We start from the raw sequence: 21,914 nt of genomic DNA, 5'->3' as shown, positions 1-21,914 counted from the left end.
GAAGGGGAGGAAGAGGAGGAAGTACCCATCCGCCCACCCTCCCCACGCACGGCCGCCGCCGCCACCGGTTAACGGCAGTCATGGGCCGGAGGCAGTGGCTCGGGTCGATGATGATCACGACCTCCGGCACCGCCCATGGTGGCGGAGCGCCCCGCGGAACGGCGAACCGGTGCACCGGGAAATGGCCGGTTCTCGTCTGGGCTCGCGCGAGCCGCGGGGCGACTCCTCAGCAGCTGATCATCAAGCGCCCATGGCCTTTTTCAGCTCGGCCGCGGCGTTGCGGTAGACCGTCAGCAGGTCCAGGTCCTCCCCCGGGTAGTTGACGATTTTCACCTGCTTGGCGCCGGAGTCGGGCAGCACCGTGCCGGTCGACATGTGTGCGTTGTCCAGCACCAGCTCCGGCTTCTTGGCGGAGAGCTCGGCCAGCTGCGCGGGGGTCACGGCCTCGGGCCCGTACGTGCCCACCGGGGTGGCGCCGGCGAGCTTCGCCGACCACGCGGTGAAGACCTGGGTCACGACCGACGGGCTGCGGCCACCGGGCCACCCGGCCTGAACCTCCTTGTTCAGCTTCGTGTACTCGGTGTCGAAGCCGGTCTTCCACTGCGCGGCCGCGTCCGCCGTGCCGAAGAGCGCGCCCAGCTTGTCGACCTCGGCCTTGACCTTGTCGGGGTCGTTGTCCAGGTCGACCTCGACCAGCTTCGCCTTGGAGCCCGCCGCCTCCTTGATCTTCGCGGCGTACGGCTCGAAGGGCGCGTACAGCACGAAGTCGGCCTTGGCCACGGCGGCGAGGTCCGACGGCTTGGGGTCGTAGTCCGGGGCATGGTGGACGGACTGCGGCACGATGACCTTGACGTCCTCGGCGCCCGCCGCCTTCGCGAAGGCACCCTCCCAGGTGGTGGTGACGACCACGACCGGCTTCTTGCCCTGCGGCCGCGGGCCGTTCTCGGACTTCGTGTCCTGGGGTGAGGGATCGTTCCCGCACGCGGCGGTCAGGAGGAGGGCCGCGCTCAGTGCGACGAGGGAAGAGATACGGACGCGGGTGCGCGCCATGAGCTGATTCTCCGTTCGGGTATGAAATGCACCGCGAGGACCAGTGCCCCCGCGGTCAGGACGAGGACCGGGCCGGGCGGCCAGTCCAGCCACAGGGCCAGCAGGAACCCCGTCAGATTCACCGCCACGCCGATGCCGACCGCCCAGAGGGTGATCGACTTCAGGGAGCTGCCCAGGCGGCGGGCGGCGAGTGCGGGCAGCAGGGTCAGGGCGTCGACGAGCAGGGCGCCGGTCAGTTTGATCGCCCCGGCGACCGCGATGGCGACCAGGACCAGCAGTGCGGACGTCAGCGCCCGCACCGGTACGCCGGAACACTGGGCGAGCTCGCGGTCGTAGAGCAGGAGGCCGATCTCGCGCCGCCGCCACCAGAACAGGCCCGGTACGACGACGGCCAGCACCCCCAGGACCACGAGGTCGGCCGAGCCCACCGACAGGATCGACCCCCACAACAGGGCGAAGGCTCCGGAGGCGTTGACTCCCGACACGGCGAGCAGCAGCAGCGCCGCCGCGATGGCCAGGCTCATCAGCAGGCCCATCGCCCCGGACAGGCCGTCCGGGGTCCGGGCGAGCGGGGCCACGCCCGCGCCGGCCAGCGCGCAGGCCACCAGCGCGCACAGCATGGGGTCGAGTCCGGTGAGCAGGCCGACGGCGATGCCCAGCAGGGCCACGTGCATCATCGCGAACCGCACCGGCATGATGTCGAGTCCGACGATGACCACCCCGATGACCGGCAGGCCGATCGCGGCCAGCAGCAGGGCCACGCCGGCCCGTTGCACGGGGAGCAGTTGCAGCAGCTCGCCGAGGTCGGCGCCGGCCAGGTTCACCGGACCTCCCGCAGGTGGCCGGCGGCCATCTCCAGTACGCGGTCGCACCGGTCGGCGAGCGCCCTGTCGTGCGTCACCACGATGAGGGTCACCGGCAGGGAGGTGAGGACGTCCGCGGCCTCCGACTGTCCGTCGAAGTCGAGGGCGGCGGTCGGCTCGTCCGCCAGGAGCAGCTCGGCTCCCGCCGCGATGCATCCGATCGCCCGGGCGAGGTACATCCGCTGCAATTGGCCGCCGGAGAGGGTGTGCAGGGGCCGCCCGACGAGCCGGCCCACACCGAGCCGCTCGGCGGCCTCGGCCGCCTCCGCCGGAGCGTTGCTGGCGGCCAGCAGTTCGGCGCCGAGCAGCGGGAAGCGGCCGGCGGCCGGCTTCTGCGGGATCCAGGCGCAGGCCCGACGCCGCCAGGCCCACTCCGCGGGTGACCGGCCCTCGCGGCCGCCGACGCGGATCGAGCCCGTCGTCTGGCGGTGCAGACCGAGGACGGCGCGCAGCAGTGTCGTCTTGCCCGAGCCGTTGGTACCGGTCAGGGCCACGCGCTCACCGGCGGCGATCTCCAGATCGACGGCGGAGACGGCCTCCACCCGGCCGTGCCGGCACACGACCTCCCGCATGCGCACATCCAGCCCGCCCATCCGTTGCCTCCTCCGCCACGCGGGAAGGCGAGGATCCGCCTCCCACGGGGGAGTAGTCGGATGGGGAAGGCCCCGGGTTCCCGGCGGTCCGGGGTCGATCTCGTGCGCTTTGATCGGCCGGAACGGACGGGGCGCCGCGGGCGATGGCCGGGAGGGACTCAGACCGGGTGGCCGGCGGCGTCCGTGTGGTCCTTCTGGCCGGAGAACTTGTTCAGGAACACGTCGTAACGGCCGTCGGGGCGCCGGGTCATGGTCGCGCCGTCCTGCCAGATGCCGTTCTCGGGCCACCACTGGCTGCCGTAGGCGTCGCCCTGGTTCTGGTGGACGTTGTGCACGCCCAGCCCGGTGTCGAAGGGCTCGCCGAAGACCAGGATCGACCGTCCGACGGTGAGGATCGGCTCGAAGGCGGTGGCGGCTTCGAGATTGGAGCCCGAGGTCCAGGGCGGGGACGACCCCAGCAGCCGGTCGAGGAGTTCGCCGAGCGGCGCGGGCAGCCATCCGGGCCGGTTCCAGCGCCTGCGCAGGGCGGGATGGCGGATGTAGTCCAGGGCTCCGGATCCGGGCGTGCGGGCGAGTTCGTGGTAGCCGGGTGCCAGTGCGGCCACCGGGCCCAGGGCCGCCGCGTCCACGGTGAAGACCTTCCACTGCACGCCGGTGTCCGAGTCGTGGCTGTCCACGTCGACCGCGCACTTGTACCGCCCGTCCGGGGCGTCGACCCGGAGGTTGACGTGGAACCAGGCGCCTTCGTCGTCCGGGGTGTCGCGGAAGTGTTCGTGCAGGGTTCCGGCCAGTACGCCGTAGCGGTCGAATGGCATGTTCTCCAGTGAAGCACCGGGCCGGCCGGTCGGGTGGTTCTGGCGCGCGGGCGCGTGGAGGATCGCTGCCGGCCGGATCGGGTGGCCCTACGGTCGGTCCCGTGCGGCTCTTTCGGACCGCGCGAGGCGTCTACGTAAGAGGTCGACCATGAGTCTCAGCATCCGCAACCAACTCGCGGGCACCGTCACCGCCGTCACCGTCGGCGAGGCCATGGCGACGGTCAAGGTCCGGCTGGACGGAGGCCAGGAGATCACCGCCGCCATCACCGCCGACGCCGTCAAGGACCTCGGCATCACCTCGGGATCCGCGGTGAAGGCGCTCGTCAAGGCCACCGAGGTGGCCCTGGCCACCGGTCCGGTCGAGAACATCTCCATCCGCAACCAGATCACGGGCACGGTGTCCGAGGTGGCCGTCGGCCCGGCCATGGCCGCCGTGAAGATCAACGTGAACGGGGGCGGACTGACCGCGGCCGTCACCGCCGACGGCGTCCAGGCGCTGGGTCTGGTCCCCGGCTCCTCCGTCGTCGCGCTGATCAAGTCGACCGAGATCTCCCTCGCCGGCGCCTGAACGGGGAGCGCCGGCCCGGCGGTGCTCAGAGGCCCGGTGGTGCTCGGAGGCCGGCGGTGCTCGGAGGCCGGCGGTGCTCAGAGGTCCGGCGTCGCCAGGGCACCGAACCACACGTGCGTGACCGCGCTGACGTAGCGCGCCCCGCACCGGTCCGACGGGACCACCAGCTGGGCCCCGGACTCGTCCAGGTCCGTCCCGTCCAGGCGGGTGGCCAGCAGCACCGGACTGCCCCCGAAGTCGGCGTCCAGTTCGGCCCAGGCGAGGACGCTGTGGTGGCCGTCCCCGCCGCTGACGGCCAGGAGGAAGCGCGACCGGTCCTTGCGGCGCCGGGCGTCGAAGGCCGGCCCCGCGCTCGCGACCACGTCACGCAGCAGCACGCCCTCGAAGACGTGGTGCTGCGGGCCGTTCGTCGCGCAGTCGAACACCACCTTGGCCCGGTGCTGCTTCCATTCGCGCAGGTCGGCGACGCTGAGCAGGGCAGGGCGGTCGAGATCGCCGTGCAGCATGAGTTCGGCCATACGAGTCCGATTTCCAGATCTCGTGGTCCCGGAAACGTATCTGCCATCCTTATCTCACTATGTGAGTCGCATATGAGCCTCCCTACTCCCTTGCGGCTTGCATTTTCTGCCAGACGACATCCCTCGTCACGGGCATCTCGGTGAACCGCACCCCGGTCGCGTCCCGCAGGGCGTTGGCGAAGGCCGGACCCACCGGGTTGAAGGGGCTCTCGCTCATGGACTTCGCGCCGAGCGGGCCGATCGAGTCCGAGGTCTCCATGAAGTGCACCTCCGTGCGCGGGATGTCCGCGTACTGCGGGAGCCGGTAGCGGCGGAACGCCGCCGTGGTGACCTCGCCGCGCTCGTTCACCCGTACCGTCTCGAAGAGGGTGGCGCCCAGCGCCTGGGCCACACCGCCCTCCACCTGGCCGCGGCACTGCATCGGGTTCATGACCTTGCCGGCGTCCGCCGCGTGCACACTGCGCAGGATCTTCATCTCGCCGGTGTGCGGGTCCACGGCGAGGCGGAACCACTGGGCGTTGAAGGCCACCGAGCGGGGGGAGCCGGTCCAGTGGCCGTCCGCGGCCGTCTCCTCCAGCTTGCCCTTGTCGTACGCGGCCTCGTACAACTCCTTGAGGGTGACGACCCGGCCCGCGCAGTCGAAGGCCTCGGGCCCCAGCTTGCACAGGTGGCGGGCCACGCCCGTGTGGCGGGCCGCGAAGGTCAGCAGGCGCTCGGCCAGCGAGTTCGCCGCCAGCATCACGGCCTTGCCCGCCACCACCGTGCCGGCCGAGCCGAACGCGCCGGTGTCGTGCCGGACGACGTCCGTGTCCGACTGGCGGATCGCGATCCGGTCCACCGTCGTGTTCAGGGCGCCTGCCGTGATCTGCTTGTGGACGGTGGTCGTGCCGTTGCCGAACTCCGCCGTGCCGACGGCGATGTCGTACGTGCCGTCGCGCAGCAGCGAGACCCGGGCGTCGGCGAAGTGGCCGCCCGGCGGGCCGGTCGCGATCATGGCGACGGCCGATCCGGTGCCGGTGAGCCAGCCCTCCGGTACGTCCTCGTGGCTGCGGTCCTCGGCGATGGCCTTGCGGACCACGTCCATGCACTGCTTCATCCCGTACGAGGCGATGAACAGGTCCTCCTCGTGGCCGATCGGGGTGACCAGGTGGTCGCCGGCGCCGATGACGTTCTTCTCGCGCAGTTCGAGCGGGTCCATGCCGAGCCGGATGGCGAGCTCGTCCATCACCGATTCGAGGGCGAAGAGGACCTGGCCGAGGCCGTAGCCGCGGAAGGCGCCGGCCGGGACCCCGTTGGTGTAGACGGAGTAGGCCTCCACCTCCTTGTTCGGCGCCTTGTAGACGGCGAAGGACTCGCCCACGCTGTGGAACATGACCGCCGGGCCGTGGTTGCCGTAGGCCCCGGTGTTGGAGACCACGCGGATGCGCAGCGCGGTCAGGGTGCCGTCGGCCTTGGCGCCGATCTTGACGGTGATCTTGAAGGGGTGGCGGGTGGTGGCCCCGTAGAACTGCTCGGCCCGGGTGAATTCGAGTTTCACCGGCCGACGCAGCTTCAGGGCGGCGAGGACCACGATGTCCTCGGTGAGCATCTCCTGCTTGCCGCCGAACCCGCCGCCCACGCGGCCCGCGACGACACGGACCTCGTCCTCGTTCAGGTCGTAGAGCGCGCACAGCGCCCGCCGGGTCAGGAACGGGGCCTGGGTGGAGGAGCGGACGGTGATGCGCTCGCCGTCGCCGTCCTCCTTGGGTTCGAAGTACGCGACGCTGCCGTGGGTCTCCAGGCTGGCGTGCTGCACGCGCTGGGTCTGGAAGGTCTCCTCGTGGACGACGTCCGCCTGCGCGTACCCCTCCTCCATGTCGCCGATCGTGTTGTGGACCTCGCCGCACAGGTTGTTCTCGGCGCGGAAGATCCCCGACTCGGGACCCTTGGGGTGGAGGACGGGTGCGCCCGGAAGCATGGCCTCCTCCGGGTCGATGACGTACGGGAGCTCCTCGTAGGTGACCACCACGCGGCGGCAGCCCTCCTCGGCGGCCTGCTCGCTGTCGGCGACGACGGCCGCCACGCGCTGCCCGACGAAGCGGACCACGTCGTCCAGGACGCGGGTGTCCATCGGGTCCTCGGTCGGATGCTCGTGCCGGGCGGACGAGTAGAGCCGGTCGGGGGAGTCGTGGTGGGTGAGGACCGCGTGGACACCCGGGACCTGAAGGGCGTCCCGGGTGTCGATGTCGACGATCCGGGCGTGCGGGTGCGGCGAGCGCAGCAGCTTCATGTGCAGCAGCCCGGGCACCTCGACGTCGAAGGTGTAGCGGGCAGTACCGGTGACGACGAGGGGTCCGGCGGGCGCGCCCAGGGACCTGCCCACCGCCTGACCGGCCTCCGGGGCCTCGGTGTGCTTGACCCCGCGCACGGCGTCCTCAATGGCCCGGTAGCCCGTACAGCGGCAGATGTTGCCCTTGAAGGCGCGCGGCAGGTCCTGGAGTTTGCCGTCGTCGTGAGCGGTGCCCTCCTCCGCCTGGAGGGCGGCGGTGGTCATCAGGAACCCGGCGGTGCAGAAGCCGCACTGGAAGCCCTGGGCGTCCAGGAACTGCTGCTGCGCCGGGTGGAGTTCGCCGCCGGAGCAGGCGAGGCCCTCCACGGTGGTGACGGAGCGGCCCTCGGCGCGGACGGCCGGGTAGAGGCAGCTGTGCACGGGCTGTCCGTCGACGTGGACCGTGCAGGCCCCGCAGTCGCCCTGGTCGCAGCCCTTCTTCACGCCGAACCAGCCGCGTTCGCGCAGGTAGGTGCGCAGGCACTGACCGGCGCGCGGCTCGGTGTCGAAACGCCGCTTGTTGATCTCGATCTCGTACGTCATCGGTGGTCCTCGGTGGTGAGCTCGCGGCGGATCTCCTCGGCCAGGCGCAGGGCCATGTGGCGACGCCATTCGGGCAGTCCGTGGATGTCGTCGTACCACTCGTCCGGCCGGACGGCGCCGTCGATCGTCTCGCGCAGTTCGGCGGCCGTGGGCGGCAGCGCGAACCAGAACCGGAAGGGGCGGACGGTGGCGGCGGACACCGTCACGGCGAGGGAGCCGTCGGCGGGGTCGCAGGCACCGATGACCAGCGCGCCGGAGCGCCCCAGTCCGTACAGGGAGGCCTGGCGGAAGGCCGTACGGGAGTCCAGCGCGTTCGGGGGCAGGCGCACGGACCGCAGCAGCTCACCGTCGCGCAGGTTCTTCACGCCGGCGCCGAGGATGAACTCGGTGACGGGCATCCGGCGGGTGGCGCCGTCCTGGCCCTGGAGGAAGACCGTGCCGTCGAGGCCGGCCGTGAGGGAGACCATCGGGCCGGCGGGCAGGCCGTTGCACAGGTTCCCGCCGACGGTCGCCATGTTCCAGATCTTGAAGCTGGCCAGGAAGGCCCGGCAGCACTGCTCGAAGAGCGGGGCGGCCGTGGTCGGCAGGGTCCGGGCGAACCGCGAGAGCTCGGTGATCGTGCAGGTCGCGGCGATGTCCAGGGAGCCGTCGGGCTGCCAGGACAGGGGCGGCCAGCCCATGCGGGAGAGGTCGACCAGGCGGCGGATGTGCGGCTGGGGCTCGGAGAAGAGGTACGTACCGCCGCCGAGCCAGGCGTCACCGGGACGCCAGGGTTCGCGGCGGCGCGCGTCGCGCACGTCGAGCACCGTGTTGAGATCCAATTCGCGCCACCAGCCTTTCCGGCCTGACAGGGGGTTTCGGCCAGTGAAGCAACGGGAGCGGGTACGAAACGACTGGTCCCGGCCACGGAATCGAACGAGGCCGCAGCCCTGCTTCCTGGAGGATCAACCAAGAGGCATACCGGGTGCTTCACCTAGCATTTACGATGACTCAGCCTCTATTCGCCTCGCGAATGTGGGCATCCGCCCACCGCAAGGAGCCCCCGCCATGCACGTCCTCGACCTGCTCCAGCTCGACAGCCTCGGCCTCAGCCTGCTCTGGGGCGAGGAAACCCTTCTCGGCCAAGAGGTCGCCGGTGTCACCGCCACCGACCTGGAGGAGCCCGGCCGATTCCTGGGGCCCGGGGAGCTCGTGCTGAGCGGACTCGTGTGGTGGGCCGAGGGGGACGTGGGCAAGGCGGACCGCTTCGTCGGCGCGCTCGCCGACGCCGGAGCCACGGCGCTGCTGGCCGGGGAGGAGACCCACGGCAGGGTCCCCGACGAGGTCGTCGACGCCTGCCGCAGCCACCGGGTGCCGCTCGTGGCCGTCCCCGCGCGCACCAGCTTCCGGGCGGTCACCGAGGCCGTCTACCTACGGCAGTGGGGCGACCTGAGCCGTCGCCCGACCCGGCTCTTCGCCCTCCCGGAGAACGTGCGCGGCGAGCTGAGCCGGCTCGTCGAGGCGGGGGCGGGCCCGGACGAACTCCTGGACCGCGCGTGCGCGCACCTCGGCCGGGTGTCCTGCTACCTGCTGACCGCCGGCGGCCGCACGGTGGCCCGTACCCCGTCCGCCCCGGAGCTGCCCGCCCGGCAGGCGTCGGCCGGCTCCGCGCGCGGCGGGGTCTGGCTGCGGATCGAGACCGAGAGCTCCCCGTACGACGCCTGGCAGCTGCACGTGCCCGACCCCGACGCGGCGCCCCCGCGGGTGCTCCACGAGATCGCCGAGGTGCTCGCCCAGGGCCGGGGCGCGCAGAACCGCCGGCTCGCCGCGGAGCGGCTGGCCGGGCAGGAGCTGATCGGCGTACTGGAGGGGGCCCTCGCGGGCCCCGCCCCCGCCGACACCGGAGCCCTGGAGGAGGCGCTCGCGGGCGCCGGGCTGCCCGTCGCAGGGGCGTACCGGGTCCTGGCGTCGACCTCGGGCGACGCCCTGGCGGAGGGCCTGCGCCACCTGGAGAACGCGGTGTACGCGGTGGGGCGGTCGGTGGCGGTGCTGCACGAGGACCCAGCCTCGGACACCGACGCGACCGGCGCGCTCCGGGCGGTGTGGCCGCTGCTCCAGCAGTGCGGGGGACCGGAGGCGGAGCTGCGGCTGGGCATCGGCGCGCGGGCCGAGGGCCTGGAGGGGCTGCGTGCCTCGCTCGGCCAGGCCCGGTTCGCGCTGACCTCGGCCGACGAGGCGGTCCCGGTGCGCGGGGTCGAGCAGGTGGACACCCTCGGGGAGCTGATGGCGGGGATCCCGCCGGAGGTGCGGACGGTCTACGGGACGCGGCTCCTGGGGGCGCTCGGGGACGGGATGCTGCGGGACACCCTGGAGGTCTTCCTGGCCAACAACTGCTCCTGGGCCCGCACGGCCGAGGCACTCCACCTCCACGTGAACACGGTGCACTACCGGATCGAGCGGGTGGAGGTCCTGACGGGCCGTGACCTGTCGCGCCTGGACCACAAGCTGGACCTGTACGCGGCGCTGCGCTGCGCCTGACCGCGCGCGCCGGGCGCCGGAGGCGACCTGCCCCTACGGCAGTTCGATGTGGACCTCGGTGGACTTCACCCGGGCCGTCACGGTCGAGCCGACCCCGATGCCGAGCTGCTCGACCGACTCCCGGGTCACCACGGACACCACGTGGTGCGGTCCCGACTGGATCTCCACCCGGGCGGCCACGTCGTCGAGCCGTACGGCGGTGACGATCCCGGCGAAGGAGTTCCGTACGGAGGTCAGCGCGGTGCCGGGCGGCAACGGGTGCATGCCGGCGGCCCGTCTCCGTCCACCGGCGGACGGTTTCGGGGCTCACGCGCAGCAGTTGGGCGGCGAGGCCCATGGAGTACGACGGCACGACCGCAGCATAGGCGCTGCCGCTGCGACCCCGAACGGCGAGGCACCGCCGGCCGCCACCGCTGTCGGCGGATCCGGTGACGTGGCCCCGGCCGAGGCCGCGGCCCGCGTCGGTCACGGGTGATCGACTCCAGGTCCGGGTCTTTTGTCCGCTCGTGAGGTTTTTCCAATCCCTCGTCCTGCTCGCGGCGAATCCCTGATGAGGCTCCTGAGGTCGAAGGGGCCGCTGGACCGACTGTCCGACGAAGGGAAGGAGGTGAGTGCGATGACCGGTTCGCTGCGCACGCGGCGCCTGCTCGTGGGGGCCGCGTCCGTCGGCCTGCTGGCCGGCGGGTCGCTGCTGGGCCTCTCCGGCACGGCGAACGCCGCCCCGGCGGCGTCCGCCACGGTGAGCTCGACGCCCACCCATGACCGCGACCGTGATCGTGATCACCGCCAGGACCGCGACGACCGCCACAACCGGTGGGACCGCCACGAGCGGTGCACCTGGGTGAAGGGCCACTGGGAATCCAAGTGGCAGCACGGCACCTGGCATCAGGGCTACCGCGACCACCACGGCAACTGGCACGACGGCTGGTGGGGCAAGGGCTACTCGAAGCACTGGACGCCCGGCCACTGGAACTGCCACAGCAAGTGGTAGCTCCGCCGCGACGTAGCGCCGACCTGGCACCAAGGGGTTCCGGGGTCATCGCCCCGGAACCCCGTCCGTTCCCGGCTACCGGTCCGGACCGGCCCTCGGGCCGTCTCTTCCGGATCCTGCCGGGCCACCGGAGGAACAGTCATGGACACCGCAATCGCATCCACGGCACGGCCGAGGACCGTGCACCACCCCCTGCCGTCAGGACCGCAGGCCGCCGGGGAGGCCCGCCGTAGCGCCGCGCGCACCCTCGCCCTGCACCCCGTGCGCTGCCCGCAGGAGACCGCCTGCGACATCCTGCTGATCGCCTCCGAGCTCGTCACCAACGCGGTCCGGCACGCCCTGCCCCCGTACGCGCTCACGATCAGCCTGGACCGCGGCCGAGCGGGGATCTGCGTCAGCGACGGCTCCCTCTCGCTGCCCCGGCGGGGCGACCGCCGAGGGACCGACACGACCCGGGGTCGCGGGCTGCAGATCGTCCTGGCGCTCGGCGCGGACCTCTTCGTCAGCCGCTCGCCGCACGGCAAGCAGGTCATCGCCGTGATCACCTGGCAGGACGGCTGACCGGGCGGTTCCCTCGAACGAGGGAACCGTGCACCGTCACGGAGCGCGAACGCCCTCCCATCCGTCCGTGCCTCCGCTACGAAGAACCATCAGACCCAACCCCCTGGACCTGTGGCCGACACCGCCTCCGCGCGCCGGTCCGGCCACCGCTCTCCGGACAAGGACCACCATGCGATGGACAACCCGCCCCCGGCCGGACACCCCCGGCCGACCCTGCGTCTGGTCCCCACGGCCGGAGCCCGCCCCGTGAACCGACCGAGCCCCTTCGCCCCCGACCCCGCCGAAGGGCCCGCCGACCGCACCGACCTCTCCCAGGTCATGCGGCAGGTGGCCCACGGCGACAAGGAGGCGTTCTCCGTCCTGTACGACGCCCTCGCCCCCCTGGTCATCGGGATCGTGATCAAAGTCGTACGCGACCGGGCCCAGTCGGAGGAGGTCGCCCAGGAGGTCATGATCGACCTGTGGCGGCAGGCCGCCCGCTACCGACCCGACTCGGGCAGTGTCATCACGTGGGCCGCGACCATCGCCCACCGCCGGGCCGTGGACCGGGTCCGCTCCGCCCAGGCGTCCACCGATCGGGAACACGCGCAGGCCGCCCGCGAGCACCGCACCGCATTCGACGAGGTCGCCGAACAGGTCGAGACCCGCCTGGACAGCGAACAGGTCCGCCGCTGCCTGCGCGGTCTCACCGAACTCCAGCGCCAGGCGGTGACGCTGGCCTACTACCAGGGGTTGACCTACCGCGAGGTCGCCGAAGCCCTTCACACGCCGCTTCCCACCGTCAAGACACGCATGCGCGACGGACTGATCCGGCTCCGCGACTGCATGGGGGTGACCACATGAACCAGCACCGGTCCGACAGCCACGCCCTCGCCGCCGCCTACGCGCTCGACGCCCTGGACCCCGGCGAACACGAGCCGTTCACCGACCACCTCTCCCGGTGCGAGGAGTGCCGGCAGGAAGTGGCCGAGTTCCAGGCCACCGCCGCCCGGCTGGCCGCCGCCGTGGCCCTGCCGCCACCGCCCTCCATGAAGGAGCGGACCCTGGCGGCCGTCGACGGCGTGCGCCAACTCCCGCCCCGCGGCTCCACCCCCGTGTCCCCGATCCCGCCGCGCGGCGCGCTACGCCGCAAGGCCGGACGGTTCGTCGTCGCCGCGAGCGTGGCCGCCGCGGCCCTGTTCGCGGGGCTGGCCGCCTGGCAGCACCAGGAGATTCGGCACTACGAACAGCAGGCCCGACAGATCGAGCAGCGCCTGGACGACGTCAGTACGGTCCTGGCGGCTCCCGACGCCCGCGCGGCCCACGGCCGCACCAGCAACGGAGCCACGGCCACCGTCGTCTCCTCGGCGGTCCGCAACAAGGCCGTCTTCACCGCCGGTGGACTGCCCGCGCCCGTCCCCGGCACGACCTACCAGCTGTGGCTGGACCACGACGGCACCATGCGCCCGGCCGGTTTCATCCACCAGGACGGCAGCGTCCTCGTCGACGGCGACACCGCCGACGCCGCCGCGATCGGCCTCACCCTCGAACCCACCGGAGGATCCCGGCAACCCACCACGGAGCCCCTGCTCCTGATGGACCTGCCCGCCTGACCCGGAAGCGGGGCCGAGCACCTTCAGCGCGGATCCACCCAGTCCGGTACCCAGGTCCCGGCGGCGGCGGGGCCGGCCGTCGAGGCGGCGAGGTAGGCGCGCAGGGTGGCCAGGGCCGGGTGGGGATTGTCGCGGTGCCACAGGAGCGAGTGCGGGTACACGGGCGTCGGATCGGTCACCGGAATGCGGCGCAGGCCGTGGTCGGCCGGCCAGATGAGGCGGGTGTGCTCGCCCATGAAGGTGGCCAGGGCCGGGGTGTCGGCGATGGTGTCGAGGAGCGCGTCGGAGCCGAAGTTGGGGCCCGTGGCCTCGATGGTGAGGCCGAACTCGGCGACGAGGTCGTCGTAGTAGGCGCCCCACTCGGTACCGGGGACGATGCCGGGCATCCAGATCCGGTGCCCGGCGAGCTGCGCGACGGTCACCGATCGGGCGCCCGCGAGCGCGTGGGCGGGGCCGGTGAGGAGCTGGAGCGGCTCGTCGAGCACCCGCACGGACTCGATGTCCTCGGGCAGCGGCCGACCGGGAGCGGTGACGGCGCGGAAGGACGCGTCGATGGACCCGGACCGGATCGCCGCGAGGGCCGTCTCGATCTCGAACAGCATCACCACGTCGAGGTCGATGTCCGGGTAGGCGCGGTGGAAGCCGCGCATCAGGCCCGACTGCGCGCCGCGCGAGGCGATCACGTCGACACGTAGCGGACGGTGGCCGGGGCGCACGGACGCCACCGCGCGCTCGGCGACGCGCAGCACCTCGTGCGCGTGCGGCAGGAACGCCTGGCCGTCGATGGTGAGCTCGGCGCCGCGGGGCGCGCGGGTGAACAGCCGCACGCCGAGGACGCGCTCCAGCGCGGCGACGCGCTTGGAGACGGCCTGCTGGGTGATGGACAGGTCGGCGGCGGCCTTCTGGAATCGGCCGGCCTCCGCGACGGCGACGAAGGTGCGTACTGCTTCGAGATCCACGTCGATCCACCTTAGTGAACAACCGATGGTTGTGCACATGTGGCCGTGCGGTTGTTTGACCTGCGGGTCTACCGCTCGCTTAGCTCTCTCCGGTCAACAGCGGTTTGTTCGGGGAGGGGGAGTGGTGGGCGGGACGGGTGAGCCGGGCAGGACGGGCAGGAGGTCGCTGGGTCGGTCGTTCGGCCTGCTGTGGACGGCGTACGCGGTGAGCGCCTACGGGTCCGGGCTGGGGTTCGGCGCGTTGCCGCTGATCGCCGTGCTGGCCTTGGACGCCGGTCCCGGTGAGGTGTCCGTACTGGCCGCGGTGGGGCCCGCGGTCGGCGTGCTGATCGCGCTGCCGCTCGCGCCGTGGGTGGAGTTCCGACGCAAGCGCCCGGTCATGATCGCGATGGACCTGACACGGTTCGCGGTCCTGGCCACGATCCCGGTCGCCTACGTCCTCGGGTGGCTCGGTATCGGACAGCTGCTCGTGGTCTCGGCGGTGGTCGCCGCGGCCAAGATCGCCTTCAACGCCGCCGGCGGCGCGTACCTCAAGGCCCTCGTCCGACCGGACGACCTGCTCGTGGCCAACGCGCGGTTCGAGTCCACGAACTGGAGCTCCATCGCGGTCGGACCACCCCTGGGCGGGGCGGCGATCGGCCTGTTCGGGCCGGTCGTCACCGTGGCGGCCGACGCGCTCAGCCACCTGTTCTCCGCGCTGGCCCTCAGCGCGATCCGCGGGCGGGACCGGGACCGGGACCGAGCGCCGCGACCTGCCGGAGGGACCGCGAGCCGGGCGGGCGCCCTGCTCGACGGCTGGCGCCACCTCCTGGGCCGTCCCGACCTGCGGGCGCTCTACCTCAACAACCTGCTCGTCTCCGGTCTGATCATGGCAACCGAGCCGTTGCTGGCCGTGCTCCTGCTCCGCGGACTGGGCTTCCCGCCCTGGCAGTACGCACTCGCCTTCGCCGTACCCTGTCTCGGCGGGCTGGTCGGCTCCCGGCTGGCCCGCCGGGTCGTGGCCCGCCACGGCCGGCACCGGGTCCTGCGGACCGTCGGTACCCTGCGCGCCGTCTGGCTGATCGGGCTGGCCTTCGTCCGGCCCGGCGTCGTCGGCCTCGTCACCGTGATGGCCGTCGAGCTGGCGATCATCGTCAACATGAGCCTCTACACCCCGGTGCTCGCCACCTACCGGCTCGAACACACCCCGGATCACCTCGTCGCCCGCACCCTGTCGGCCTGGTCGATCGGTCAGCAGGCGTCCATCGCCGTCCTCACCGCGCTCGCCGGTCTGCTCGCCGAGGTGACCGGCCCCCGTACCGCCCTCACCGTCGCGGGGCTGCTGATGCTGACCACCCCGCTCCTGCTGCCCCGGCGTGACCGGGCGCCCGGTCAGGGGGAGGAGGCGCCGGTGCGGACGGGGTTCAGGGGGTCATGTCGTAGGTGACCCACATGGTCCGCGTGGCGACCTGGTCGTACTTGGCGCGGGCGCGGTGGTTGTCATCGGCGGTGATCCAGCGGACCACGCTCCAGCCCCGCTCGGCCGCGAGCTCGCGCAGCGCGCCGAGCAGCAGATCGGCGGCGCCGGAACCGCGGTGCTGCGGGGCCACGAACAGGTCGTCGAGGAAGCAGCCGACCGTCGCGGAGAGCGGGCGCGCGAACGGACGGTAGTGGGCGAGGCCCAACAGTCGACCCTCGGCGTCCTCGGCCACCAAGGCGTTGACCTCGTGTCCGGGGTCGGTCACCCAGGACCACACCGTGGCGGCCGCCTCCTCGGTCTGCTCCACACCGTAGAAGTCGGCGTAGCCGCGGTACAGGACGCGCCACCGGTCGAAGTCGCCGTCCCGGACGGAACGCACGCTGATGTCGGGCATGAGGCTGGACTCCCGTGATCGGAGGAAGGCGGAACATCGATCATGCGGGAGTCCGGCCGGCTCGGCAGGTGCCGGGGTGTCGAAACGCGGGCCGTCGCAGCGCCACGATGTACGGGTGCGATCGGCGAAGCCCCGCGCGCCGAACACCGCTGTCGCCGCGCGGGGGCTTCCTGGACCAGGTCACTCCGTGACCGCGAGAGCCGCCAAGCGGTCCGCAGGGTGGTGGCCACGGCCAGTCAACCAGGGGTGCCCCCGGGGCGGCACCTGGCTCGGGGCACGGAATCGAGCCGTTCGATCGGATGCCGTCACGGTTGATCATCCAAGAGGTGAATCGGTCGTCGGGATGGATATCTGCCAGGTGGACGGCCTGATGGGCATGTATATGCCGGTCGTGTCCCTTCCGGGGTCGCCCGCGCGCGGACGAGAGACCCCTCGCGGCGCCCGGCGTGCCCGCGCGGCGGGTCCGGACGATGATGTGGGGAGAACGGCGTGCGGAAGGGGACGTCTCGTGCCAACGGCTCGGCCGGGGGGCGAGGGGACCCACGGCCCGATCTGGTCCGAGCCCGGGTCGTTGCTGGAGCGCGTGCCCGTGGCCGTCCTCGGCATCGACGAGCACGACCACGTCTGCTACTGGGGGCCCGGCGCCCGCGACCTCTTCGGGTACGAACCCGACGCCGTCCTCACCCGACCCGGCGCCCTCCTCTTCGCCGATGCCGCACGCGGCACCTCCGCGTCGTGCGCGCGGCTCACGGAACAAGGTCGCATCCAGGGTTACTGGCGGGGCAGACTGACGGCCCGGCACCGCGACGGCACGGCCTTCGACTGCGGCTTCCGCTCCTTCTCCGTGACCGGATCCGGCCCTTCCGTGGTGATGGTTTTGACGAGCCGCAGTGACGAACTCGACCGGGTCAAGACCAACCTCGCCTTCCTCGACGCCCTCTTCGAGACCTGCCCCATCGGCCTCGTCATGGTCGACGAGGACCTGCGCTACATCCACCTCAACCAGGCGCTCGCCGACATGGACGGCCTGCCGATCCGGGCCCACCTGGGGCGGCGCATGGACGAGATCATGGTCATGTCCGACGGCGGTGAGTACGAGCGCATGGTGCGTGCGGTCGCCCGGGGCGGAGCGCCCGTCGTGGGGACCCTCGTCGGTGTCCGCCCCCGCGGGTATCCCGACCGCGACCAGGTCCGGTCCGTGAGCTTCTTCCCGCTGAGCCGGGCCGTCGGTACGCACGCCGGCGTGGGCGGGCTGATGATCGACGTGACGGACCGGGAACGGGCCATCCTGGAGGCCACCGCCGCCCGGCGCCGGCTGGCCCTCCTCGACGGGGCCTCCACCCGGATCGGGACCACCCTGGACGTCAACCTCACCGCCCAGGAACTCGTCGACGCGTCGATGCCGGACTTCTGCGACGGCTCCGTCGTCGAGATCGTGGAATGGATGGACGAGACCGAGGACTTTGATCCGGGGCGGCCCCTGTTCACCCGGCGCATCGCCTCCGGGACGACCCTGCCCGCTCCGGCCGTCGAACTCGTGAGCGGGGTGGAGAAGGTGCGCTATCCGCCGGGCTCCGTCATCCACGACATGCTGAGCACCGGCCGTGCCATCTCCGCCGTGGTGGACGAGGCGTTCCTGGCCCGTACCGTCGTCACCGAGTCACGGACGAAGATCATGGGCGAGAGCGGGGTGGCCTGCATCCTCGTCGCCCCGCTCATCGCCCGGGGGACCGTCCAGGGCATCGCCATGTTCGGCCGGTCCGCCGCCCGTCCACCCTTCTCCGAGGAGGACGTCAGCCTGGCCGGCGAACTCGCCTCGCGCGCCGCGATCTGCCTGGACAACGCCCGCCTCTACAGCCGGGTCCAGGACATCGCCCTCACCCTGCAGCGGGCCCTGCTGCCGTCGGCGCTCGCGGCCTCCCCGTACGTGGAGGTGGCCCACCGGTACGTGCCCGGCAGCAGGATCACCGAGGTCGGTGGGGACTGGTACGACGTGATCAACCTGCCCGACGGCCGGGTCGTCCTCGTCGTGGGCGACGTGATGGGGCACGGGGTGACCGCGGCCGCCGCCATGGGCCACCTCCGGATCACCACCAAGGCTCTGGCCCGCCACGACCACGAGCCCGCCGACCTCCTCGCCGAACTCGACGCGTGTGCCCAGGAGGCCGGCATCGAGCTCGCGACCTGCCTGTACCTCGTCTACGACCCGCGCAGCGGACGCGCCCGTATCGCCAGCGCAGGCCACCCCCCGCTCCTGGTGCTCCGGCCGGACGGCACGGTGCGGACCGTCGACGAGGTCCTCGGCGTCCCGCTGGGCGTCGGCGGCTGCCCGTTCCGGACCACCGAGATCGAACTGCCCGAGAACGCGACGCTCGCCCTCTACACCGACGGACTCATCGAAGCCCGGGGACGCGACATCGAGGTCGGACTGGACGCCTTGCGCACCGAACTGGGCACCCGAGCGCAGTCGTTGGAGGACCTGGCGGACCGTGTTCTGGCCGGGCTGCTGCCCGAACCGCCGACCGACGACACGGTCCTGATCCTCGCCCGCGTCCACCGCCACGCCCCGTGAGCCCGACCGGCTCAGCCGCGGTGGCACACCCCCGCCGTGTCGAGCGCGGCGCCCGCCAGCGCGGCCAGTGCGATCGCCACCGAGCGGGCGTCCTCGGGCGGCAGGCGGTGCCCGGGGAACGGGTCGAGGAGGAAGCGGCCGTAGTAGTGGCCGCCCCCGACGACCCGCAGCTCCGTCTCGCCGTCCGGCCAGTCGGCGTACCCCGTGACCTCGCCGCCACGACGCAGCCACAGGCCGCCGTCGTGCTCCAGCCGTGGTCGGTGCCCGATCAGGGACCCGTACTCGAAACGGCAGCCGCGCAGCCCCAGCAGGCCGATGAGCTCTCGGCGGACGAACTCGACCACCACGTCCGGTGAGCCGCCCCGCTCGGTCAGTCGGGCGGTGCCCTGGAGGCTGGACAGGTGCGCGGCCCCGGTGACCACCACCGCCTCCAACCTGCGCGCACGAACGGCCAATTGGGCGACGATCAGCCCGACGGCCAGCAGCAGGACGGCCGTCTGGATCTCGTCCCGGTCGGCGATGGTGGACCGCTGGTAGGGCCTGGAGAGGAGAAGGAGGCCGAACCAGGCCGCCGCGGAGAGTGCGGCCAAGGCCGCCGCGGACCGCGTGCCCGAGGCGGCGATCGCGACCACGGCGACGACCAGGAACAGGGCCTCGTTCGCCGGGGAGAGGTGGGCGCGGAAGGGAACGAGCGCGAGTGCCACGAGCAGGGGTACCACCAGGGCCCCGAACAGCGCGGCACGGTCATGGAGTCGGTACCCGGGCATGTGATGCCTCCAGTCCGGACGTGACAGGACCAGCCGACCGATCGGCTGTCGCCACGTGCAGCCTGCCCACGGCGGGGGGAGGAGCCACCCGCCCTGGTGAGGTCTTGACGTACCGCATACGGATTCCGCACCCGGCCGTGGTCGCCACCGCATCCGCGCGGAACACGGCCCCCGCGCGCAGGCCGGCCGGCCTGCGCGCGAGGGCGCGGAGACGGGCTCCGCGAGTTACCGCCCGCTGTCCGCGAGCAACGACGGCGACGCGTCCCGCTGATGCGGGACCGGCGGGACCGGCGGGTGCGGCGCCGGCGCCCCCTGGACCTCGTCCTGTCGGAGCGCGACCGTACGCGTCGGCGCGGGGATCGAGATGCCCTCCGCCCGGAACCGCTCGTGCAGGCGCTTGATGAACTCGTGCTTGATCCGGTACTGGTCGCTGAACTCGCCGACGCCCAGGATCACCGTGAAGTTGATCCGGGAGTCCGCGAACGTGTGGAAGCGGACGGCCCCCTCGTGCGCGGGGTCGGCGCCGTCCACGTGCGCCATCACCTTGCCGACCACGTCGAGGGTCACCCGCTCGACGTGCTCCAGGTCGCTCTCGTAGCCCACGCCCACCTGGACCAGGATCGAGAACTGCGCCTCCGGCTGGGTGAAGTTGGTCATGTTGGTCCGGGCGAGACGCCCGTTGGGGATGATGACCAGGTTGTTCGACAGGTTGCGGACCACGGTGTTGCGCCAGTTGATGTCGACGACGTAGCCCTCCTCACCGCTCGTGAGGCGTATGTAGTCACCCGGCTGCACGGTCTTCGAGGCGAGGATGTGTACGCCGGCGAAGAGGTTGGCGAGGGTGTCCTGGAGGGCCAGGGCCACCGCCAGACCACCCACACCGAGGGCGGTGACCAGCGGCGCGATGGACACGCCCAGGGTCTCCAGGGCGACGAGGACGCCCATCACGAGGACCACGATGCGCGTGATGTTGACGAAGATGGTCGCCGACCCGGCCACGCCGGTACGCGCCCCCGCCACGGACTGCACCAGGCCCGCGACGACCCGCGCCGCGCTCAGCGTGGCGATGAGGATGAGCAGCGCGGTCAGCGACTGGTTCACGAACCCCGAGACGCGCGCGGTGAGCGGCAGGGTGGTGCCGGCCACGGCCGCCCCGGCGATCAGGGCGGCTCCGGGCGCGATGGTGCGCAACGCGTCGACGATGATGTCGTCCCCCTGCCACCGGGTCCGCGCGGCGTGCCCGCCCAGCCACCGCAGGAGGGCGCGCAGCAGCAGCCCGGCCGCGGCACCCGCCGCCAGGGCGATCCCGGCGACCAGCCAGTCGTGCAGGACGAGATCCCGGGTCAACGGACCCCCTCCGGTGCGCCGCGCCGGCCCGGGGGAGTGGCGACGGGCGCTGCCGGCCGTCGTACGGGGTGTGGGTGTGTCGTCACCTTGTCACCTGTCAGTTCGTCGTGCCTGAAGCCGCGTTCGGGCGTGTGTACGCATCCGGAACGGGCTGCCATCCTGCCCCATGGCAGCAGGACGCACCGCAGGCGGGGCTGCCGCTACCGCCGCACGGCGGCGTGTTCGAGGACCGCGCGGACCTCCGCGGTGATCGCCCTCTCGTTGCGTTCGAACTCGGCGTCGGTCAGCTGCTGGGGGTCGGCGGGCAGGCCGGTGAGCACCGGGGTGTGGAGATGTCCGCCGGGCAGGCGGGGGGCGAGTTCGCCGCGCAGCCGGTTGGAGCGGTAGGCCACCTCGTTGGAGAGGTAGCCGCCCCCGCCGCCCGCCACGGCCCGCGAGCCCGGGGTCGGACCGTCGGTCCGGTCGACGGGGGCCGTGCCGCCCGCCGGGATCTCGGTCACGTCGCTGTTGAGGAGGACCGGGTACGGGCTCTGCACGGCGTCGGTGACGGCCCCCGCGGGGAGCGTGGTGCGGATGAACTCCGGGCCCGGCCCGAGGCCGGGGGCGGTCACCGGGTGCTCGCGGGTGCCGCCCGACAGGGCCCGCACGTTGTCGGGGTAGGGGTCGGCGGACCGTGCCCGCCCCGCCCAGTCCTCCAGCGTGAAGATGCCGGGGTAGCCCTGGCTGACGGTGGTGATGATGTCGGCGGAGGCGGGGCCGCCGGCCATGCGCGGGGCGAACGCCCGCTCCACCATGCCGGCGTCGAAGTCGGCGTAGCGCACCGGGAGGACGACGGCGCGGATCTCGGCCGGGCTGCCGTCGGCGAGGGTGACGCGCCGTCCGTTGAGCTGGAGGGCGGCCGAACCAGACGGGTTGGCACGGCGTATCTCGGCGTCGAGCCCGAAGGGGTCGAACCCGCTGATGAAGACGCGTCGTACGCCCGGCGCGGTCCGGAAGGCGTTGTTCGACAGGCCCCGGGAGGCGTCCTCGAAGCGGGCGCGGAGCGCGGCCCGGTCGACGGTGAACGCCGGCTGCCAGTCGGCGAGTGCGGCGGTCATGGCGAGCCGGGCCCAGTACAGCGGCCGGTCGTCCCCCGGGGCGAGGTCGCCGCCGGGCCGCTGCCCCTGGGCCCGCCGTACGGAGGCCTGCCACACGGCCTCGCCCCAGGCGTCGACCAGCCGGTCGGCCTCGGCGGGGCCGCGGGTCGAGCACAGCGCGGCCGGGAAGCGCCGGACGAAGTCCCCGAGCCCGCCGCGCTCGACGAGGGCCGTGGTGCGGGCGTCCGAGAGCCGCGCCTGTTCGGCGTCCAGCGGTACGGAGGCGTCGGCGCGGCAGGCGGCCGGGCCGTCGGCCGCCTGTGCGGGTGAGGCGAGCGACAGGGGAAGGACGGTGACGAGAAGGGCAGCGGCCGACGCCGCACGCCGTAAGAGCATCATGCGATGTGACATTACATAGTGG

The 21,914-nt window shown here is 72.5% G+C and carries 20 protein-coding genes and 1 pseudogene; 8 read left to right on the top strand and 13 right to left on the bottom strand.

Going from position 1 to position 21,914, the window contains the following annotated elements; translation table 11 throughout:
- Positions 1-240 precede the first annotated feature (240 nt).
- From BCL76_RS00435 to BCL76_RS00420, 4 genes are all read right to left on the bottom strand, one after another.
- Positions 241-1,050: a metal ABC transporter solute-binding protein, Zn/Mn family gene (locus tag BCL76_RS00435; RefSeq protein ID WP_109777260.1), complete on the bottom strand. Its 810-nt coding sequence runs from the start codon at positions 1,048-1,050 to the stop codon at positions 241-243.
- Positions 1,008-1,874: a metal ABC transporter permease gene (locus BCL76_RS00430; protein WP_109777259.1), complete on the bottom strand. Its 867-nt coding sequence runs from the start codon at positions 1,872-1,874 to the stop codon at positions 1,008-1,010. The genes BCL76_RS00435 and BCL76_RS00430 overlap by 43 nt, the downstream gene beginning before the upstream one ends.
- Positions 1,871-2,506, bottom strand: coding sequence for an ATP-binding cassette domain-containing protein (locus BCL76_RS00425; RefSeq protein ID WP_109777258.1), 636 nt, complete (start codon positions 2,504-2,506; stop codon positions 1,871-1,873). Before BCL76_RS00425 ends, BCL76_RS00430 begins: the two co-directional genes overlap by 4 nt.
- Positions 2,507-2,664: 158 nt before the next feature.
- Complete coding sequence (locus BCL76_RS00420; protein ID WP_109777257.1) at positions 2,665-3,321, bottom strand: DUF2278 family protein; 657 nt, start codon at positions 3,319-3,321, stop codon at positions 2,665-2,667.
- 148 nt (positions 3,322-3,469) lie between these two features.
- Here BCL76_RS00420 and BCL76_RS00415 point away from each other — a divergent pair, with 148 nt between their 5' ends.
- The gene (locus BCL76_RS00415; protein ID WP_109777256.1) at positions 3,470-3,889 is read left to right on the top strand and encodes a TOBE domain-containing protein; all 420 of its coding nucleotides are present in this window, start codon (positions 3,470-3,472) and stop codon (positions 3,887-3,889) included.
- A 77-nt stretch (positions 3,890-3,966) separates the two neighbouring features.
- Here BCL76_RS00415 and BCL76_RS00410 read toward each other — a convergent pair whose 3' ends face one another.
- The 3 genes from BCL76_RS00410 to BCL76_RS00400 all read right to left on the bottom strand — a co-directional run bounded on the left by BCL76_RS00410 (position 3,967) and on the right by BCL76_RS00400 (position 8,079).
- Entirely contained in the window at positions 3,967-4,407 is a 441-nt protein-coding gene (locus BCL76_RS00410) for a molybdopterin-dependent oxidoreductase (RefSeq protein ID WP_109777255.1), read from the bottom strand.
- An 82-nt stretch (positions 4,408-4,489) separates the two neighbouring features.
- The gene (locus BCL76_RS00405; RefSeq protein WP_109777254.1) at positions 4,490-7,258 is read right to left on the bottom strand and encodes a molybdopterin-dependent oxidoreductase; all 2,769 of its coding nucleotides are present in this window, start codon (positions 7,256-7,258) and stop codon (positions 4,490-4,492) included.
- Positions 7,255-8,079 (bottom strand): FAD binding domain-containing protein, encoded by an 825-nt coding sequence (locus tag BCL76_RS00400; RefSeq protein ID WP_109777253.1) that lies wholly within the window; start codon positions 8,077-8,079, stop codon positions 7,255-7,257. The genes BCL76_RS00405 and BCL76_RS00400 overlap by 4 nt, the downstream gene beginning before the upstream one ends.
- A gap of 226 nt (positions 8,080-8,305) precedes the next feature.
- On the opposite strand from BCL76_RS00400, the gene BCL76_RS00395 reads away from it, so the two are divergent.
- Positions 8,306-9,775, top strand: coding sequence for a PucR family transcriptional regulator (locus BCL76_RS00395; protein WP_109777252.1), 1,470 nt, complete (start codon positions 8,306-8,308; stop codon positions 9,773-9,775).
- A gap of 33 nt (positions 9,776-9,808) precedes the next feature.
- Here BCL76_RS00395 and BCL76_RS00390 read toward each other — a convergent pair.
- Positions 9,809-10,127, bottom strand: a pseudogene (locus BCL76_RS00390) (TOBE domain-containing protein).
- Between the two features lie 264 nt (positions 10,128-10,391).
- Between BCL76_RS00390 and BCL76_RS00385 the strand changes: the two are divergent.
- From BCL76_RS00385 to BCL76_RS00370, 4 genes are all read left to right on the top strand, one after another.
- Positions 10,392-10,766 carry a hypothetical protein gene (locus tag BCL76_RS00385; RefSeq protein ID WP_109777250.1) on the top strand — a complete coding sequence of 125 codons (375 nt, stop codon included), beginning with the start codon at positions 10,392-10,394 and terminating at the stop codon, positions 10,764-10,766.
- A gap of 141 nt (positions 10,767-10,907) precedes the next feature.
- Positions 10,908-11,327, top strand: coding sequence for an ATP-binding protein (locus BCL76_RS00380; RefSeq protein WP_109777249.1), 420 nt, complete (start codon positions 10,908-10,910; stop codon positions 11,325-11,327).
- Positions 11,328-11,501: 174 nt separating this feature from the next.
- Complete coding sequence (gene sigK, locus BCL76_RS00375; protein ID WP_109778251.1) at positions 11,502-12,170, top strand: ECF RNA polymerase sigma factor SigK; 669 nt, start codon at positions 11,502-11,504, stop codon at positions 12,168-12,170.
- Positions 12,167-12,919, top strand: a complete 753-nt coding sequence (locus tag BCL76_RS00370; protein ID WP_109777248.1) for an anti-sigma factor — start codon at positions 12,167-12,169, stop codon at positions 12,917-12,919. Before sigK ends, BCL76_RS00370 begins: the two co-directional genes overlap by 4 nt.
- 23 nt (positions 12,920-12,942) lie before the next feature.
- Here BCL76_RS00370 and BCL76_RS00365 read toward each other — a convergent pair whose 3' ends face one another.
- Positions 12,943-13,878 carry a LysR family transcriptional regulator gene (locus BCL76_RS00365; RefSeq protein WP_109777247.1) on the bottom strand — a complete coding sequence of 312 codons (936 nt, stop codon included), beginning with the start codon at positions 13,876-13,878 and terminating at the stop codon, positions 12,943-12,945.
- A 187-nt stretch (positions 13,879-14,065) separates the two neighbouring features.
- Here BCL76_RS00365 and BCL76_RS00360 point away from each other — a divergent pair, with 187 nt between their 5' ends.
- Positions 14,066-15,304, top strand: coding sequence for an MFS transporter (locus BCL76_RS00360; RefSeq protein ID WP_258309308.1), 1,239 nt, complete (start codon positions 14,066-14,068; stop codon positions 15,302-15,304).
- On the opposite strand, the gene BCL76_RS00355 is transcribed toward BCL76_RS00360, so the two are convergent.
- Positions 15,282-15,731 (bottom strand): GNAT family N-acetyltransferase, encoded by a 450-nt coding sequence (locus BCL76_RS00355; RefSeq protein WP_109777245.1) that lies wholly within the window; start codon positions 15,729-15,731, stop codon positions 15,282-15,284. The two genes, BCL76_RS00360 and BCL76_RS00355, sit on opposite strands and share 23 nt — an antisense overlap.
- 508 nt (positions 15,732-16,239) lie before the next feature.
- Here BCL76_RS00355 and BCL76_RS00350 point away from each other — a divergent pair.
- Positions 16,240-18,303, top strand: coding sequence for a SpoIIE family protein phosphatase (locus BCL76_RS00350; protein WP_181382382.1), 2,064 nt, complete (start codon positions 16,240-16,242; stop codon positions 18,301-18,303).
- A gap of 11 nt (positions 18,304-18,314) precedes the next feature.
- Here BCL76_RS00350 and BCL76_RS00345 read toward each other — a convergent pair whose 3' ends face one another.
- The 3 genes from BCL76_RS00345 to BCL76_RS00335 form a co-directional block, all read right to left on the bottom strand.
- The gene (locus BCL76_RS00345) at positions 18,315-19,070 is read right to left on the bottom strand and encodes a DUF4118 domain-containing protein (protein WP_109777244.1); all 756 of its coding nucleotides are present in this window, start codon (positions 19,068-19,070) and stop codon (positions 18,315-18,317) included.
- Positions 19,071-19,295: 225 nt separating this feature from the next.
- Complete coding sequence (locus tag BCL76_RS00340; protein WP_109777243.1) at positions 19,296-20,417, bottom strand: mechanosensitive ion channel family protein; 1,122 nt, start codon at positions 20,415-20,417, stop codon at positions 19,296-19,298.
- Positions 20,418-20,617: 200 nt separating this feature from the next.
- On the bottom strand, positions 20,618-21,892 hold the full coding sequence (locus BCL76_RS00335) for a pyroglutamyl peptidase (protein ID WP_109777242.1): 1,275 nt from the start codon (positions 21,890-21,892) through the stop codon (positions 20,618-20,620).
- Positions 21,893-21,914: the final 22 nt, after the last annotated feature.

Origin of the sequence: Streptomyces sp. CG 926 (assembly GCF_003148825.1) — a bacterium.
Taxonomy (GTDB): Bacteria; Actinomycetota; Actinomycetes; order Streptomycetales; family Streptomycetaceae; genus Streptomyces.
Note: the sequence above shows the minus strand (reverse complement) of the source record. Positions and strands in the feature narration are given on the sequence as shown.

Bases quoted from the DNA above. Each gene is read 5' to 3' on its own strand.
- BCL76_RS00435 (WP_109777260.1), bottom strand. From the start codon at position 1,050: ATGGCGCGCACCCGCGTCCGTATCTCTTCCCTCGTCGCACTGAGCGCG.
- BCL76_RS00425 (WP_109777258.1), bottom strand. From the start codon at position 2,506: ATGGGCGGGCTGGATGTGCGCATGCGGGAGGTCGTGTGCCGGCACGGC.
- BCL76_RS00420 (WP_109777257.1), bottom strand. From the start codon at position 3,321: ATGCCATTCGACCGCTACGGCGTACTGGCCGGAACCCTGCACGAACAC.
- BCL76_RS00415 (WP_109777256.1), top strand. From the start codon at position 3,470: ATGAGTCTCAGCATCCGCAACCAACTCGCGGGCACCGTCACCGCCGTC.
- BCL76_RS00410 (WP_109777255.1), bottom strand. From the start codon at position 4,407: ATGGCCGAACTCATGCTGCACGGCGATCTCGACCGCCCTGCCCTGCTC.
- BCL76_RS00405 (WP_109777254.1), bottom strand. From the start codon at position 7,258: ATGACGTACGAGATCGAGATCAACAAGCGGCGTTTCGACACCGAGCCG.
- BCL76_RS00395 (WP_109777252.1), top strand. From the start codon at position 8,306: ATGCACGTCCTCGACCTGCTCCAGCTCGACAGCCTCGGCCTCAGCCTG.
- BCL76_RS00385 (WP_109777250.1), top strand. From the start codon at position 10,392: ATGACCGGTTCGCTGCGCACGCGGCGCCTGCTCGTGGGGGCCGCGTCC.
- BCL76_RS00380 (WP_109777249.1), top strand. From the start codon at position 10,908: ATGGACACCGCAATCGCATCCACGGCACGGCCGAGGACCGTGCACCAC.
- sigK (WP_109778251.1), top strand. From the start codon at position 11,502: ATGGACAACCCGCCCCCGGCCGGACACCCCCGGCCGACCCTGCGTCTG.
- BCL76_RS00370 (WP_109777248.1), top strand. From the start codon at position 12,167: ATGAACCAGCACCGGTCCGACAGCCACGCCCTCGCCGCCGCCTACGCG.
- BCL76_RS00355 (WP_109777245.1), bottom strand. From the start codon at position 15,731: ATGCCCGACATCAGCGTGCGTTCCGTCCGGGACGGCGACTTCGACCGG.
- BCL76_RS00345 (WP_109777244.1), bottom strand. From the start codon at position 19,070: ATGCCCGGGTACCGACTCCATGACCGTGCCGCGCTGTTCGGGGCCCTG.
- BCL76_RS00335 (WP_109777242.1), bottom strand. From the start codon at position 21,892: ATGATGCTCTTACGGCGTGCGGCGTCGGCCGCTGCCCTTCTCGTCACC.